At 31.2% G+C, this 14,224-nt stretch carries 18 protein-coding genes; all 18 read left to right on the forward strand.

The genetic code is table 11. The annotated features are described in order from the left end of the window. Positions 1-416 precede the first annotated feature (416 nt). The 18 genes from spoIIIAA (at position 417) to J2Z44_RS16905 (ending at position 14,218) form a co-directional block, all read left to right on the forward strand. Positions 417-1,343: a stage III sporulation protein AA gene (gene spoIIIAA / locus J2Z44_RS16820; protein WP_021284819.1), complete on the forward strand. Its 927-nt coding sequence runs from the start codon at positions 417-419 to the stop codon at positions 1,341-1,343. After that, the gene (gene spoIIIAB, locus J2Z44_RS16825) at positions 1,336-1,854 is read left to right on the forward strand and encodes a stage III sporulation protein SpoIIIAB (protein WP_021284820.1); all 519 of its coding nucleotides are present in this window, start codon (positions 1,336-1,338) and stop codon (positions 1,852-1,854) included. Before spoIIIAA ends, spoIIIAB begins: the two co-directional genes overlap by 8 nt. Before the next feature lie 11 nt (positions 1,855-1,865). After that, positions 1,866-2,063, forward strand: coding sequence for a stage III sporulation protein AC (spoIIIAC, locus tag J2Z44_RS16830; protein ID WP_021284821.1), 198 nt, complete (start codon positions 1,866-1,868; stop codon positions 2,061-2,063). A gap of 9 nt (positions 2,064-2,072) precedes the next feature. Then, entirely contained in the window at positions 2,073-2,456 is a 384-nt protein-coding gene (gene spoIIIAD, locus J2Z44_RS16835) for a stage III sporulation protein AD (protein ID WP_021284822.1), read from the forward strand. Positions 2,457-2,466: 10 nt separating this feature from the next. Next, positions 2,467-3,615: a stage III sporulation protein AE gene (gene spoIIIAE, locus J2Z44_RS16840; RefSeq protein WP_021284823.1), complete on the forward strand. Its 1,149-nt coding sequence runs from the start codon at positions 2,467-2,469 to the stop codon at positions 3,613-3,615. A 25-nt stretch (positions 3,616-3,640) separates the two neighbouring features. Beyond that, the gene (gene spoIIIAF, locus J2Z44_RS16845) at positions 3,641-4,249 is read left to right on the forward strand and encodes a stage III sporulation protein AF (RefSeq protein ID WP_021284824.1); all 609 of its coding nucleotides are present in this window, start codon (positions 3,641-3,643) and stop codon (positions 4,247-4,249) included. A gap of 29 nt (positions 4,250-4,278) precedes the next feature. After that, positions 4,279-4,953, forward strand: coding sequence for a stage III sporulation protein AG (gene spoIIIAG, locus J2Z44_RS16850; protein WP_209649847.1), 675 nt, complete (start codon positions 4,279-4,281; stop codon positions 4,951-4,953). A 40-nt stretch (positions 4,954-4,993) separates the two neighbouring features. Continuing rightward, complete coding sequence (locus tag J2Z44_RS16855; protein WP_021284826.1) at positions 4,994-5,479, forward strand: SpoIIIAH-like family protein; 486 nt, start codon at positions 4,994-4,996, stop codon at positions 5,477-5,479. A gap of 75 nt (positions 5,480-5,554) precedes the next feature. Then, positions 5,555-5,941 carry an Asp23/Gls24 family envelope stress response protein gene (locus tag J2Z44_RS16860; RefSeq protein WP_021284827.1) on the forward strand — a complete coding sequence of 129 codons (387 nt, stop codon included), beginning with the start codon at positions 5,555-5,557 and terminating at the stop codon, positions 5,939-5,941. A 628-nt stretch (positions 5,942-6,569) separates the two neighbouring features. After that, positions 6,570-6,971, forward strand: coding sequence for a transcription antitermination factor NusB (nusB, locus tag J2Z44_RS16865; protein ID WP_021284828.1), 402 nt, complete (start codon positions 6,570-6,572; stop codon positions 6,969-6,971). 12 nt (positions 6,972-6,983) lie between these two features. Next, positions 6,984-7,859 (forward strand): bifunctional 5,10-methylenetetrahydrofolate dehydrogenase/5,10-methenyltetrahydrofolate cyclohydrolase, encoded by an 876-nt coding sequence (locus tag J2Z44_RS16870; protein WP_021284829.1) that lies wholly within the window; start codon positions 6,984-6,986, stop codon positions 7,857-7,859. Beyond that, positions 7,822-9,033 (forward strand): exodeoxyribonuclease VII large subunit, encoded by a 1,212-nt coding sequence (gene xseA, locus J2Z44_RS16875; RefSeq protein ID WP_209649849.1) that lies wholly within the window; start codon positions 7,822-7,824, stop codon positions 9,031-9,033. The genes J2Z44_RS16870 and xseA overlap by 38 nt, the downstream gene beginning before the upstream one ends. Continuing rightward, positions 9,026-9,241, forward strand: coding sequence for an exodeoxyribonuclease VII small subunit (locus tag J2Z44_RS16880; RefSeq protein ID WP_021284831.1), 216 nt, complete (start codon positions 9,026-9,028; stop codon positions 9,239-9,241). The genes xseA and J2Z44_RS16880 overlap by 8 nt, the downstream gene beginning before the upstream one ends. 27 nt (positions 9,242-9,268) lie before the next feature. Then, a complete protein-coding gene (locus tag J2Z44_RS16885; RefSeq protein WP_209649851.1) occupies positions 9,269-10,135 on the forward strand; it encodes a polyprenyl synthetase family protein in 867 nt (288 codons plus the stop codon). Positions 10,136-10,213: 78 nt separating this feature from the next. Then, a complete protein-coding gene (dxs, locus tag J2Z44_RS16890) occupies positions 10,214-12,079 on the forward strand; it encodes a 1-deoxy-D-xylulose-5-phosphate synthase (protein ID WP_021284834.1) in 1,866 nt (621 codons plus the stop codon). A 14-nt stretch (positions 12,080-12,093) separates the two neighbouring features. Next, the gene (locus J2Z44_RS16895; protein ID WP_021284835.1) at positions 12,094-12,918 is read left to right on the forward strand and encodes a TlyA family RNA methyltransferase; all 825 of its coding nucleotides are present in this window, start codon (positions 12,094-12,096) and stop codon (positions 12,916-12,918) included. After that, on the forward strand, positions 12,915-13,769 hold the full coding sequence (locus J2Z44_RS16900; protein ID WP_209649853.1) for an NAD(+)/NADH kinase: 855 nt from the start codon (positions 12,915-12,917) through the stop codon (positions 13,767-13,769). The genes J2Z44_RS16895 and J2Z44_RS16900 overlap by 4 nt, the downstream gene beginning before the upstream one ends. Continuing rightward, the gene (locus J2Z44_RS16905; RefSeq protein ID WP_021284837.1) at positions 13,766-14,218 is read left to right on the forward strand and encodes an arginine repressor; all 453 of its coding nucleotides are present in this window, start codon (positions 13,766-13,768) and stop codon (positions 14,216-14,218) included. Before J2Z44_RS16900 ends, J2Z44_RS16905 begins: the two co-directional genes overlap by 4 nt. Positions 14,219-14,224 lie beyond the last annotated feature (6 nt).

Raw genomic sequence — 14,224 nt, forward strand, 5'->3', positions numbered from 1 at the left:
TACATTAATTTCTATTGAACCGCCGTATACCGAACGGTACGTACGGTGGTGTGAGAGGTCGCTGAATAAAATAATTATTCAGCTCCTACTCGATTACATAAAAATCAAAAGTCAATACTTAACATATATAAAAGCAAATTACGTTAGTCTACGTAAGGCTTTTCTGCAAATGAAATTAATTCCCATTAGGCAAATATGAAAAGATAAAAGCTTCTTATAAAAAATTGTATAATATCATGTGGATTTTCAAGTTGAAAAATAAGAAAACACATTATAAGAATTTGAAGAGTGTCTATTCACTCTTTTTTTATTTTTAAAATACTTATTTTTAAAATACTTATTTTTAAAATAATTTATGTTTTGGTAATAATTCAAGTACATCCTTAATAACAATTAAGTAAGAAAGGATGATGAATATGTTAACTAAAGATATATTGGATATACTTCCTAACACAATCAAAAAGGAAATTCAATCATGCAATAAATTAGACAAGGTTCAAGAATTTAGAGTTAAAGCTAATAAACCCTTATTTCTAATTTGTGATAACAAGGAGTTAAGATTTAACTATATTTGTACCCTTGAAGATATAAAGATAATTTTACAGAGAATGAGTAACTACTCTATATATGCTTTTGAGGACGAAATCAAACAAGGTTATATAACTATACAAGGTGGCCATAGAGTAGGACTTTGTGGTAGTTGTGTTTTGGATAAAAGTTCTATTAAGACCATTAAAAATATAGCATCTATAAATATTAGAGTGGCTAGAGAAGTGGTTGGTTGTGGGGGGAAAATCTTGCCCTATATCATAAATGATAATAGAATCCATAACACTATAATTATATCTCCACCTAAATGTGGAAAAACAACAATTTTAAGAGATTTAGTTAGACTAATATCCGATGGAGTTCCAAATTTAAATCTATTAGGAAAAAGTGTTTCAGTAATTGATGAGAGAAGTGAAATAGGAGCTTGTTTTAGAGGAATGCCCCAAATGAATATAGGGGTTAGAACAGATATATTAGATGGATGCCCTAAGAGTGAAGGAATTGTGATGGCAATAAGAAGTATGGCTCCTGAGGTAATAGTATGCGATGAGATAGGCACCTATAAAGATATGGAAAGTATAATCCTTGCCCTGAATTCAGGGGTGAGCTTAATTACAACAATACATGGCTTTGATACAGAAGATCTTTATAGAAGACCAGTATTTAAAGAAGTTCTTGAAAATAAAGTTTTTAGTAGAGCAATAGTTTTAAGTAATAGAAGGGGCATTGGTACCATAGAATATATATATGATTTTACTAAAGGGGAAAAAGTAAGGAGGGAGGTCTGTGATTAAAATAATTGGCATACTTCTAATTTTAATTTCTTCTACCGTAATAGGTTTTATGTATGGTGAAACCATGAAAAATAGGGTAAAAGAACTTAATGAAATACAAAGAGGGGTTCTTATCTTAAAAAATGAAATTAACTTTATGCATTCTTTACTGCCAGATGCGCTTATGAGAGTGTCAGAAAAGTGTACAGGTTCTGTGAGTAAAATTTTTAAAGATGCCTCACACATACTAATGACTAATGAAGAAATAGATGTGCATGCAAGCTTTAAGAAATCTGTAGACTTAAATAAGTCTATTTTGAACCTTAAAAAGGAAGACATAAGCATTTTTCTAGATTTAAGTAAAAGTTTAGGCGAGTTAGATGTAGAGGGCCACAATGATATGTTTAATTTGGTTTCGGACAACCTTGATAAAGCAATAGTTGGGGCAGAAAATAATTTAGATAAAAATATTAAAATGTATAGATATCTTGGTTTTTCATTTGGGGCCATGATTGCAATAATTTTAATTTAGGAGGGGTAACAATGTTAGATATGAGTACAATTTTTAAAATAGCTGTGGTTGGGATTGTAATGATAATCCTTGAAAAAGTATTAAACAGCGGGGGAAAATCAGAATATGCGGTTATAAGCAATCTAGCAGGAGTGATTATTATTTTAATGCTAGTCATTAGCTTAATAAGCAAGTTGTTCAACTCAGTTCAAACATTATTTTACTTTTAGGAGGGTGCTATGGAGATAATTAAAATTGTTGCCTTTGCACTAGTTTCTCTATTGATTGTATTGGTGGTTAAAAATGAAAGAGGAGACATTGCTCTATTTTTAAGTTTAATTGCTGGGATTATGATATTTATTTTTATGGTAAGTAAATTAACCATAGTGATAAATTTTCTTCAAAGCTTATCTAATAAGGCCAACATAGATGTAATTTATTTAGATACGGTTTTTAAAGTACTAGGAATTGCTTACTTATCATCCTTTTGTAGTGAAATCTGCAAGGATGCTGGAGAAGGAAGCATAGCAGCAAAGGTAGAATTCGCAGGAAAGATACTAATACTAACTCTAGCTATACCAATTCTTATGGCTGTAATGAGAAGTATATTAAAGATAATGTAGAGGTATAAATATGAAAAAAATGCTATTAGTTCTAATGATGATACTATGGATACCCTGGAATGTTCAAGCTGCAGAAGAGATAAAAATTGACCAAGAGCAAATTAATAAAGTAAATGGTTTATACAACTACATCTCTAATATGCAGAATGAATATGACCTTTTACGAGACATGTCACCTAAAGAGTTTGTTGATGCCTATATGAAAGATGGACAAGGTGCCTTTAAGGGAAAGAAATTAACCACAATAGCGCTATCTTATATTTTCAAAGAAGTTGTAGCCTCCTTTAAGATAGTTGGAGGACTAATTATTATAGCAGTGGTATGTTCACTGCTAAACAATCTACAAAGCGCCTTTAGTAATGAAAGTATATCAAATGTTGCATACTTTGCTTGTTATGCAGTGCTGATTACTATAATAGCTAAGGGTTTCTATGTAGGGGTGGATTTAGCTCATGATGTAATTCTGGATATTAGTAATTTTATGGCAGCCCTAATGCCTGTGCTTATTACATTGCTAGCCAGTATGGGAAGTTTTACTGAAGCTATGGTTATGGATCCTATCATAATGGCAGCTTGTAGCATAGGAGCAAATCTATATGCAACTGTAATAATACCCATGATTTGTATGAGCTTTGTGCTTGATTTTGTTAATAATATTTCTGATAGATACAATGTAGATAAACTTACAGATCTCATAAGAAAATGTGCTCTTTGGTCACAAGGAATTCTCCTAACAGTTTTTGTTGGAATTATAACCATAAGGGGTATTACTACTAGCAGTTTAGATTTAGTTACTACGAAAACAGCAAAATATGCAGTGGATAGTTTTATACCTGTGGTAGGAAAGACCTTATCAGATGCTATTGCTACAGTAGCAAGTTACACCATGCTGCTAAAAAGCTCAGTAAGTGTTCTAGGAGTTATTGTTTTAATTGGAATGGTTTTAGTTCCGGTTATAAAAATAGTTGTAATGGCCTTTATGTATAAGCTTACAGCTGCATTGTTACAACCGGTTAGTGATAAAAAAATTACTGCAGTAATTGATTCTGCTGGAGGCTCATTAATCCTTTTAAGCACATGCTTACTTAGCGTAACAATAATGTTTTTTATTATGATAACCATAATAGCATCCACAGGTAAAGGACTAATACTAGCATAAAATCTTGTGAAGAGCAGGTGATATTATGATTGAAGCACTAAAATCTTGGATAATTACAATTTGCACTGCAGTTTTCTTTACTACCGCAGTACAAATGATACTTCCAGAAGGCTCACTAAAGAAATATTGTAATTTTGTATTAGGCTTAATAATTTTAGTTGTGATGATTAACCCCATAATAAAAATATTTAATCCTAATGTAAATATAAATAACTTGATTGAAACCTCATCAGCATATATTTCAAATAAAGAATATGAAAATGATTTTGATAAGTATAGGGATGTTAATATTAATAATACCTTAAATGCTTTTAAATCAAATTTAGAAAAACAATGTATAAAAGATTTAGAAAAGACCTTTGGTAAGGACAAGTACAGAGCTAAGGTCAATGCACAGTACAATAAAGAGGATAGTATTTTTGTAATTAATAGTATTGAGATTGGCGTAAATGATGGTTCTGTGGAACGAATCAAGAAGGTTGAAATAGGTAAAGAAAGTGTTACAGTGGATAATCCAGATAAAGTAGATAATAAAAAGGCTACAGAAATAAAGGATTATATTAGTTCTAAATATGATATATCCAAAAATAAAATTTATATATACAGAGCAAATTCTGTATATAACATAAATTGAACTCATGATTAAAAAGGGGGGGAATTTTAATGTTAGAGGAGCTAAAAAATAAGTTAACCATGATAGTAAAAGGTGAAATAAAATTAGTAGATAGTTCACCAGAAAAACAAGAGGAAGAAAAGAAGGGAAGCAAGAACAAAGGAAAAAATTTTGTCTCAAATATGATGATTTTATTTTTAGCAGGAGTTCTCTTAGTAATTGTTAGCACCATATTTAAACCAGATATTATACCTAGTGCAGCAAATAAAACCAATGAAAAAACAATACAAACCAGTGGGCAAGGTGGGGATACGCCTACCACAGATAATTCCTATAAAGAAAGAGTTCAAAATGAGTTAATGTCAACTTTAGAACATATTGATGGAGTTGGTAAGGTGCGTGTAATGATGTACTTTGAGGGCGGAGAAGAACAGGTTCCTGCATTTAATACAGATGAATCTAAAAGTAGCACAGAAGAAAAAGATCCTTCAGGAGGAACTAGAAAGATTACACAAGATGGTGGTGGAAACACCGTGGTGATGACTAATGATGGAAGCAACCAGCAGCCTTTTATATTAAAAAAATATAATCCTAAAATCACAGGTATATGCATAGTTGCAGAAGGTGCAAGTGATAAAATTACTGAGCTTAGAGTACGTCAAGCGGTAACAATATTATTCGGATTGCCAGAAAATAAAGTTCAGGTATATCCTATGAAAAAGTAGCATATAATGTGTTAGAAATAAAAATTTGGGGGGAATAAAAATGAATAAAAAACAAACTATAATTATTTCTGTACTTTTAGTATTAATCGTGTTTGCGGGGTATTTAGCAACCCAAGTAAATGGACCACTTTATGTAACTGATGATCAATTTGTTGGTGATACTGCAAAGACATCAGCTAAGAGTAACTTCTTTGCAGAAGCTTCACTTAAGCGTGATCAAGATCAACAAAAGGCAATTCAAAGCTTAAAGAGTTTACTTGATGATGCTAATGTTCCAGCAGAACAAAAAGCTCAAATTTCAATAGAGTATAAAGACTTAGCTCTTCAAACTGAGAAAGAGGGAGAAATTGAATTAACATTAAAAGCTCAAGGTTATCCAGAGGCTCTTTGTACATTAGACAAAGAAAAAGCTACAGTATTTGTTAAATCTGATAAAGAATTGAGTGACCAACAAGTAAGACAAATAAGAGATGTAGTAATGAGCAAATCAAACATTAAAAATATTGAAATTAAGGTTGCTCAATAACATTTGTAAATTTATTCTTAATCTGATATAATATCATTAGTAACTTTTACCTAATTAAAACAAGGGGGTACTGATATGGAAGAAAATATTTATAATGAACAAGAAGTTGGAATTGTAAAAATTTCAGATGAAGTAGTAAGTGTAATAGCAGGATTAGCTGCAGCTGAAGTAGAAGGTATTGCAGGCATGAGTGCTAGCATAGTTGGTGAAATTAGTCAAATCTTTACTGGCAAGAAAAATGTTTCTAAAGGTGTTAAAGTTAGTGTGGAGAACAACAATGCAATTATTGATTTATATACAGTAGTTGAGTATGGAGTTAAAATTCCTGAGCTTGCACAAAAGGTACAAAGCAATGTAAAGAAGACAGTTGAAACTATGACTGGTTTAGCTGTATCAGGTGTTAACATTTATATACAAAATGTTATTCTCCCAAAATCAGATAAAGAAGAGGCAATAGATTAATAAATGAACACCCTCTGAATTCAGAGGGTGTTTCCATGTTTTCATTTTTATTTTCACTATAACTTATTTTTAAAACAAAATAATTAGGCATAAAAGTTTTAAATGTATAAACTTCTGCATAAAAATCAGGAGAAATGCAATTTATACTGTAATTTAAATAAAAATATGGTTAAGATATTATATATAGGGAACCAGAGTAAAAATCTAACTTAGATATGAGTCCTACCCTGGTTCCCTTAAGGGCTTATGAAGATGGGTAAGTTTAAATTCTACCAGGGAACCCTATAGTAGAGATTTTGTATTCATTATATAAACTTCAATTTCTAGGGAACCAAAGCTAAGACATAACTTACACATTGAACTACCTTGATTCTCTTAAGTCTTTTAATAAGATGAGTAAAATAAATTTTCATCACATAAGCCTATAGAACCCAACATTAAATTTAACAATATTTTGGAAGCCGTAAGTTTCTATCTCTATAAGGGGTTGTTAACCAGCCTTGCAGTTGCTCAACCTAAGCAAGTTGCTTTGATGATAGGACCAATTTACTTCCAAAGTTGTTAACAAAATGAACTTGTTCATTATTTAAAAGTGACTTTTAGATATAAAAATACACGGAGGTATAATATGAATAGAAGAAAATCAAGAGAAATAGCAATGCAGTTACTATTTGAAATGTCAATTAATAAGGAAGACTGTAGTTTTATTATACAAAATTTTAAGGAAAATGCAGACATAGATTTGAAAGATATAGACTTTCAGTACATAGAAAGAGTTCTTAACGGGGTACAAGTCAATGGAAAAGAAATTGACTCAACAATAGAAAAATACTTGGTAAAGTGGAAAATCGAAAGATTACCAAAAATGAACTTAGCTATCTTAAGAATGGCAACTTTTGAGATATTATTTGAAGCAGATATTCCAGAAAGAGTATCGGTAAATGAGGCAATTGAGTTAGCAAAAGCTTACGGTGATGATAATGCGCCATCCTTTATTAATGCAGTCTTAAATAACTTAGTTAAGAAGTAGTTAGGTATTATTATGGGAATACGATTAAATGGTGTTGAATTAGCGAAAAAGTTTAAAGCGGAAATTAAAGACACAATAGCTAAAGAAAAAAATATGGGAAAGAGAACTCCATCCTTAGCTTCAATTATTATTGGAGAAGACGGAGGATCTTTGTCTTATATTAAGAATCAAGTTAAGATTAGTGAAGAACTTGGAATTAATTATGAAGTTTTAAGGTTTCCTAAAAGTATTAGTGAAGATGAAATAATTGAATATCTTGAAGAGCTTAATAAAAGTAGCAATGTAGATGGCATAATTTTACAACTTCCACTACCTGGTGCTTTTAATGAAGGAAGAATTATTGAAAGTATATCTTATAAAAAAGATGTAGATAGCTTAACGGATATAAATATTGGGAAATTTTACAAAGGTGAAGAGAGTTTTATCCCTTGTACTGCAAGAAGTGTTCTTCAATTAATCAAAAGTACCTGTGATGATTTAAGAGGAAAAAAAGCAGTGGTGGTGGGAAGAAGTAACATTGTTGGCAAACCAACATCTTATTTGTTATTAAATGAACACTGCACAGTAACCATATGTCACTCAAACACAAAGGAGTTAAAGGATATATGTAAATCGGCTGATATTCTTGTGACAGCACTAGGAATTCCAAACTTTATTACAGTAGATTATGTTAAAAAGGAAGCTATTGTTATTGATGTAGGAACTACATTAGTAGACGGAAAAATAAGAGGAGATGTAGATTTTGACAGTGTAATTGAAGTGGCTAGCTATGTAAGTCCTGTTCCAGGGGGAGTGGGAGCTATGACAACTACAATGTTAATGAAAAATACCTGTGAGGCGTGGTTAAAAAATGTATGCGAAGATACTTACAGTAACAGCAGTAAATAATTATATAAAGAAAATAATAGACAATGATTTTATATTAAATAACTCAAATGTAAAAGGTGAGTTATCAAATGTAAAAATACATAGTAGTGGGCACATTTATTTTTCATTAAAAGATGGGTTTAGTAAAATAAACTGTGTTATGTTTAGAAGCAATGCAGCTAATTTGAATTTTATTCCTAAAGAAGGAATGAATGTAGTTGTTTCAGGAAATATATCTGTGTATGAAAAGGAAGGCAGCTACCAATTATATTGCAGTTCAATGCAATTAGAAGGTGAAGGGGAACTGTTTATTGCTTTTCAAAAGTTAAAGTTAACCCTTGAAAATGAGGGATTATTCGATGTATCTAGAAAGAAACCACTACCTTTATTTCCAAGAAGGATAGGAGTAATTACATCCCCTACAGGGGCTGCAATAAGAGATATTATCAATGTAGCAAGAAGAAGAAATAAAAAATGCGACATACTAATTTATCCAGCTCTTGTTCAAGGCGTTGCTGCAATAGATGATATTGTAAAAGGTATAGACATCTTAAATAAAACAGAAGAGGTTGATGTAATTATATTAGCTAGGGGCGGAGGATCTATTGAAGAACTTTGGGCCTTTAATGAAGAAAAGGTTGCAAGAGCCATTGCTAAATCAAAGAAACCAATAGTCACTGGTATTGGTCATGATACAGATTTTACAATTGCAGATTTTGTAAGTGATAAAAGAGGGGCAACACCCTCTCAAGCAGCTGAAATAGTTGTAGGTAATTATGAGGAAATTAAGTATAAATTAAATAGTTACAAACATAGATTGCAAGGTTCCATAGACAAGAATCTTCAAAGAGATTATACAGAATTAAGTATAGCTTTAAGGACCATAAAGCTGTATAGTCCATATAATTATGTGGTAAATCAGTATAATAAACTAGAAAGCTTAAAAAATAACTTAGAATTCAATATGAAAATTAGTATTAATAATAAAAACAATAAGTTAACAAATATAGAAAGTACTTTAAAGTCATATAATCCTTTGAGTATACTAAACAAAGGATATAGTATAATTCAAGATAGGGATAAAAAAACTATTTCATCTTTAGAAAATTTGAAAGATAATTCTAAAGTTATAGTAAGATTAAAAGATGGAGATGCTCTATTTAATATTAACTATGCGGAGGAACAAAATGGCTAAGAAGAAGGAAAGTTATGAAGATAAAATGGAAAGATTAGAAAAGGTAGTAGCCCATATGGAAAGCAGTGAGTTAAGCTTAGATGAATCTATAGCAAAATATGAAGAAGGTATTAATTTGTATAAAGAGTTATCAAAGTTATTACAAGAAGCAGAAGGTAGAATAAAGCTTCTTAATGATAATGGAGAAGTTGACTTTGCTCAAGAATAAATTATATTATTTAAAAGAGGGAAAACTATGGATTTAAATATTTATAAAGACAAAATAGAGCAGTGGGTAAGAAATTACTTCAATAATAAACCAATAGAAAATAAATTTTATATAGAGCCAATGACCTATAGTTTAAAAGTAGGTGGAAAAAGAATTAGGCCAATACTCATGATGATTACATATAACATGTATAGTAAAAATATGGACTCAGTATTGCCATTCGCTGCTGCAATGGAGATGATACACACCTATTCTCTGATACATGATGACCTGCCTTGTATGGATGACGATGACTTAAGAAGAGGTAAACCTACAAATCACAAGGTTTATGGTGAAGCAATTGCAACCTTAGCTGGAGACGGACTATTAAATGAAGCTATGATAATTATGTTTAATGAATGCTTAGATGGAGATATAAAAAAAATAGCTACCGGATGTATTATCTCTAAGGCTGCAGGGGCAGAAGGAATGATTAAGGGACAAATTATAGATATAGGAAGTGAAGGTAAGAAGATAAGTGAAGCTGAATTATTAGAAATGCATAAAAACAAGACAGGTGCACTAATTAAAGCTTCTATTCTATCAGGTGCTACTCTAGGTGGTGCTTCGCAGGAGCATATTAAGCTTCTTAATGAGTTTGGAGAAAAGTTAGGATTAGCTTTTCAAGTTAAAGATGATATATTAGATATTGAAGGTAATCAGGAAACTTTAGGGAAAACTCAAAGTGATTTAGATAATGAAAAAACAAACTTTATTACTATGTACGGCCTAGAAAAATGTAAGGATATTTGTACGAAGTTAACAGAAGAATGCTATGAACTGCTAAAACAAATAGATAGAGATACGGAAGAGTTAGCAGCAATTACAAAGTTTTTATTAGAAAGACAGTATTAGTATAACTATGAATATTTTAAAATACATATTTCTCATAGTATGCTATAATTTGTTCTAAAGGCGGTGACCATAGATAACATGGGAAAATATTTAGAGAATTATAATGACGTAAATAAAATTAAAAACATGAATATAAATGAACTTAATGAATTTGCTGAAGAAATCAGAGAGTTTTTAATAGATAAAGTTTCAAAAACCGGAGGGCATTTAGCTTCAAACTTGGGTGTTGTGGAACTAACAATTAGTCTATATAATGTGTTCAATTTTAATAAAGATAAATTGATTTGGGACGTAGGTCACCAATCCTATGTACATAAAATACTTACAGGAAGAAAAGATGATTTTGATACTTTAAGAAACTTTGGAGGACTTAGCGGGTTCCCAAAAAGAGAAGAAAGTAAATACGATATGTTTGATACAGGTCACAGTAGCACATCAATTTCAGCGGCAGTTGGAATGGCTAGAGCTAGGGACTTGCATGGAGAGAAGTATGATGTTGTTGCCGTAATCGGTGACGGTGCCTTAACTGGTGGTATGGCCTTTGAGGCATTAAATGATGTAGGGTATAATAAAACTAAAATGACTATAGTTCTTAACGATAATCAAATGTCTATTTCAAAAAATGTGGGTGGACTATCTACATATTTGAGTGAATTAAGAATGGGAACTATTTATAATAGGTTCAAAAATGATTTTAACTCAACTATAGAAAAGATACCAGGAGTTGGCAAAGGTGTAGTGAATTCAATAAATAGAATTAAAGACTCCGTAAAACAATTAGTAGTGCCTGGTATGTTATTCGAGGATATGGGAATAAAATATTATGGTCCTATAGATGGGCATAATATTAAAGAGTTAAGTAAAGTTTTTAAAAATGCTCAAAAGGTTGATGGACCTGTGCTTATCCATGTAATAACAACAAAGGGAAAGGGATACAAATTTGCTGAGAAATTTCCCCACAAATTTCATGGAGTAGGACCGTTTGATTGTGATAGTGGAGAATTCAGTTCTACAGGAAATAAATCCTATTCTTCAGTTTTTGGGAATACCATGGTTGAAATGGCAGGAGTGAACAAAAATGTTGTTGCAATAACAGCAGCTATGCCTGAAGGAACAGGATTAGATAACTTTGCTAAAAAGTACCCAAAAAGATTTTTTGATGTTGGAATTGCAGAACAACATGCTGTAACTATGGCTGCTGGAATGGCAGTTCAAGGATTAAGACCTGTATTTGCAGTATACTCAACTTTTTTACAAAGGGCTTATGATCAAATTTTGCATGATGTGGCATTACAAAAGTTACCTGTGGTTTTTGCTATTGATAGAGCAGGTATAGTTGGGCAAGATGGAGAAACTCATCAAGGACTTTTTGACCTTTCTTATTTAAGCCATATGCCAAATATGACTATAATGAGTCCAAAATGTACAGAAGAATTGAGAACTATGCTCAATTTTGCTGTAACTCAAAATTATCCTATTGCAATTAGATATCCTAGAGGTGGCGATGGATGCAATATTCATTTATCACCTTTAACGACTTTCAAGAAAGGTAAATGGGAAGTTATTGGTGCAAAAAAAGGTAAAATTCTTATAATTGCCACGGGAAAAATGGTTCAAAATGCAGTAATAGTTAGGGAGAAATTACAAAACATAGGGATAGAAGCTACAGTTGTTAATGCTTGTTTTGTGAAACCTATTGATAAACTTCTAATTGAAGAATTTATGGATAAAGGCTTTTCTATTGTAACTATTGAAGATAACGTAATAACTGGTGGACTTGGAAGTTTGGTTTTACAATTTGTTACTAGTAAGTGTTATCAAGGGAAAATTCTTAATCTTGGGTTTAAAGATGAGTTTGTGCCACATGGTAATGTAGACATATTATACAAAATCTATAATTTAGATGTAGATGGTATATATAGTAGTATTTTAAATTTATTATAGACTAAGGAGACAATATGGTGGAGGGAAAAATAAGGCTTGATGTACTTGTGGTAGAAGAAAATATAGCACCTTCTAGAGAAAAGGCTAGGGAATACATATTAAGTGGAAAAATCTTTGTTGATGACAAAGTAGAAAGAAAATGTGGGAGAAAAGTAAGTGAAGATGTTAAGATAGAACTAAGAGGAGAGGTTATACCTTATGTGAGTAGAGGGGGACTTAAGCTTGAAAAAGCAATAAAGACTTTTAGCATAAATCTTAAAGATAAGATTTGCTTGGATATTGGAGCTTCTACTGGAGGATTTACTCACTGTATGCTTAATTTTGGGGCCAAAAAGGTATATGCTATAGATGTAGGGAGTGATCAGTTAGCCTGTGAACTAAAACAAGATGAGAGAGTTGTATCTATGGAAAACACTAATGTTAAAAATTTAACATTGCGTGATGTTGGAGAGTTGAGTGACTTTGCATCTATAGATGTTTCTTTTATTTCCTTAGATAAAGTTATTCCAAGTGTATTAAGTTTAATTCATAACCATGGAACCATTGTTGCTTTGGTAAAACCACAATTTGAAGCTGGAATTGGAAGGGTAAATAAAAAAGGAGTGGTAAAAGATAATAAAATCCATATTGAAGTATTATATAAGGTAGTTACTTTTTTAAAGGAAAATAACCTTAAAATAATTGGATTAGACTACTCCAGTATTAAAGGGCCAAACGGAAATATTGAGTATTTAATATATTTCACCAAAGATAAAAGCTATATAGAGAGTTTCAATACTAGCAGTATTTCTGATGTAGTATTAAGATCCCATGAAATACTAAATTCGGAGGATATATGAGAAAAATAGGTATAAACATAAATTCTGATAAAGATGAAGATGGAAAAATATTAGAACATGTATGTAAAATTATAAATAAATATTTTCCCCTCAGTGAACTGTTTATATATAAAGATTCAATTAATTTACACGAAGAGTTTAGCAAAGAGTTAGATTTGCTTATAGCTCTTGGTGGAGATGGTACTATTTTAAGAGTAGCCAGGGCAATTGAGAAATACGAAGTACCAATATTAGGAGTTAATATTGGTCATTTAGGTTTTCTAGCAAGTGTGGAAATCACTGAGCTTGAGGAGGCTATAAAGAACCTACAATTAGGTAAATATTACTTTGAAAATAGAATGATGTTAAAATGTACTCTTCCTAAAAGAGGGGAGGACAATTATTATATCGCTTTAAATGATATTGTAATTAACAGAGGTACTTTATCTAGAGTTGTTAACTATGAAATTTTTATTGATGACAGTTTTTATGCTAGGTATAAAGCTGATGGATTAATTATTTCTACACCAACTGGGTCTACAGCCTATTCTCTTTCAGCAGGAGGACCCGTAATATACCCAACCCTAGATGTAATAACTCTTACGCCAGTATGTCCAATTTATTTTGGAATTAATACTATAGTTCTAGATCCAAAAAACAAAATAAATATTAAAATTAAAGCAAATCATGAAAAGGTGTATTTAACCTCTGATGGTCAACATCTTCTCCAATTAAATAATGATGATGAAGTAGTTGTTGAGGCCCTTTCAAGAAAATGCAAACTTATCAAATTCGATAATTATGACTATTTTAGTATACTTAGAAAAAAAATAGTATTAAGATCTAGAGATTGTGAGGGAGATAATTTATGAAAGAACAGCGTCATGAAAGAATTTTAGAAATTATTAAGAATATTGAAATTGAAACTCAAGAAGAATTAGCTGAAGAACTTAAAAGCAGAGGAATAAATGTAACTCAGGCTACTGTTTCAAGAGATATAAAGGAACTAAACTTAATAAAGATATTATCGCATAATGGAACATATAAATACGCACAGGTATCTCAAAATAGGAATGCAAATATAAGTGCATTAGCTACTATTTTTTCTAATACTGCAATTTCAGTAGAAAGAGTAGATAAGATTTTAATAGTCAAGACTATATCTGCATCAGCATCCCTTGCAGCAGAGGCCCTTGATTCTTTTAATCTTGAAGGCATAGCTGGAACCCTTGCTGGAGATAATACTATTTTTATTGCTGTTAGGACTGAAGAAAAGGCAGAGGAACTATTACAAGAAATAAAAAAAATGATTAATGAATAGGATGGT

The organism is Clostridium punense (genome assembly GCF_017874425.1).
In the GTDB taxonomy this organism is placed as follows: Bacteria; Bacillota; Clostridia; order Clostridiales; family Clostridiaceae; genus Clostridium_J; species Clostridium_J punense.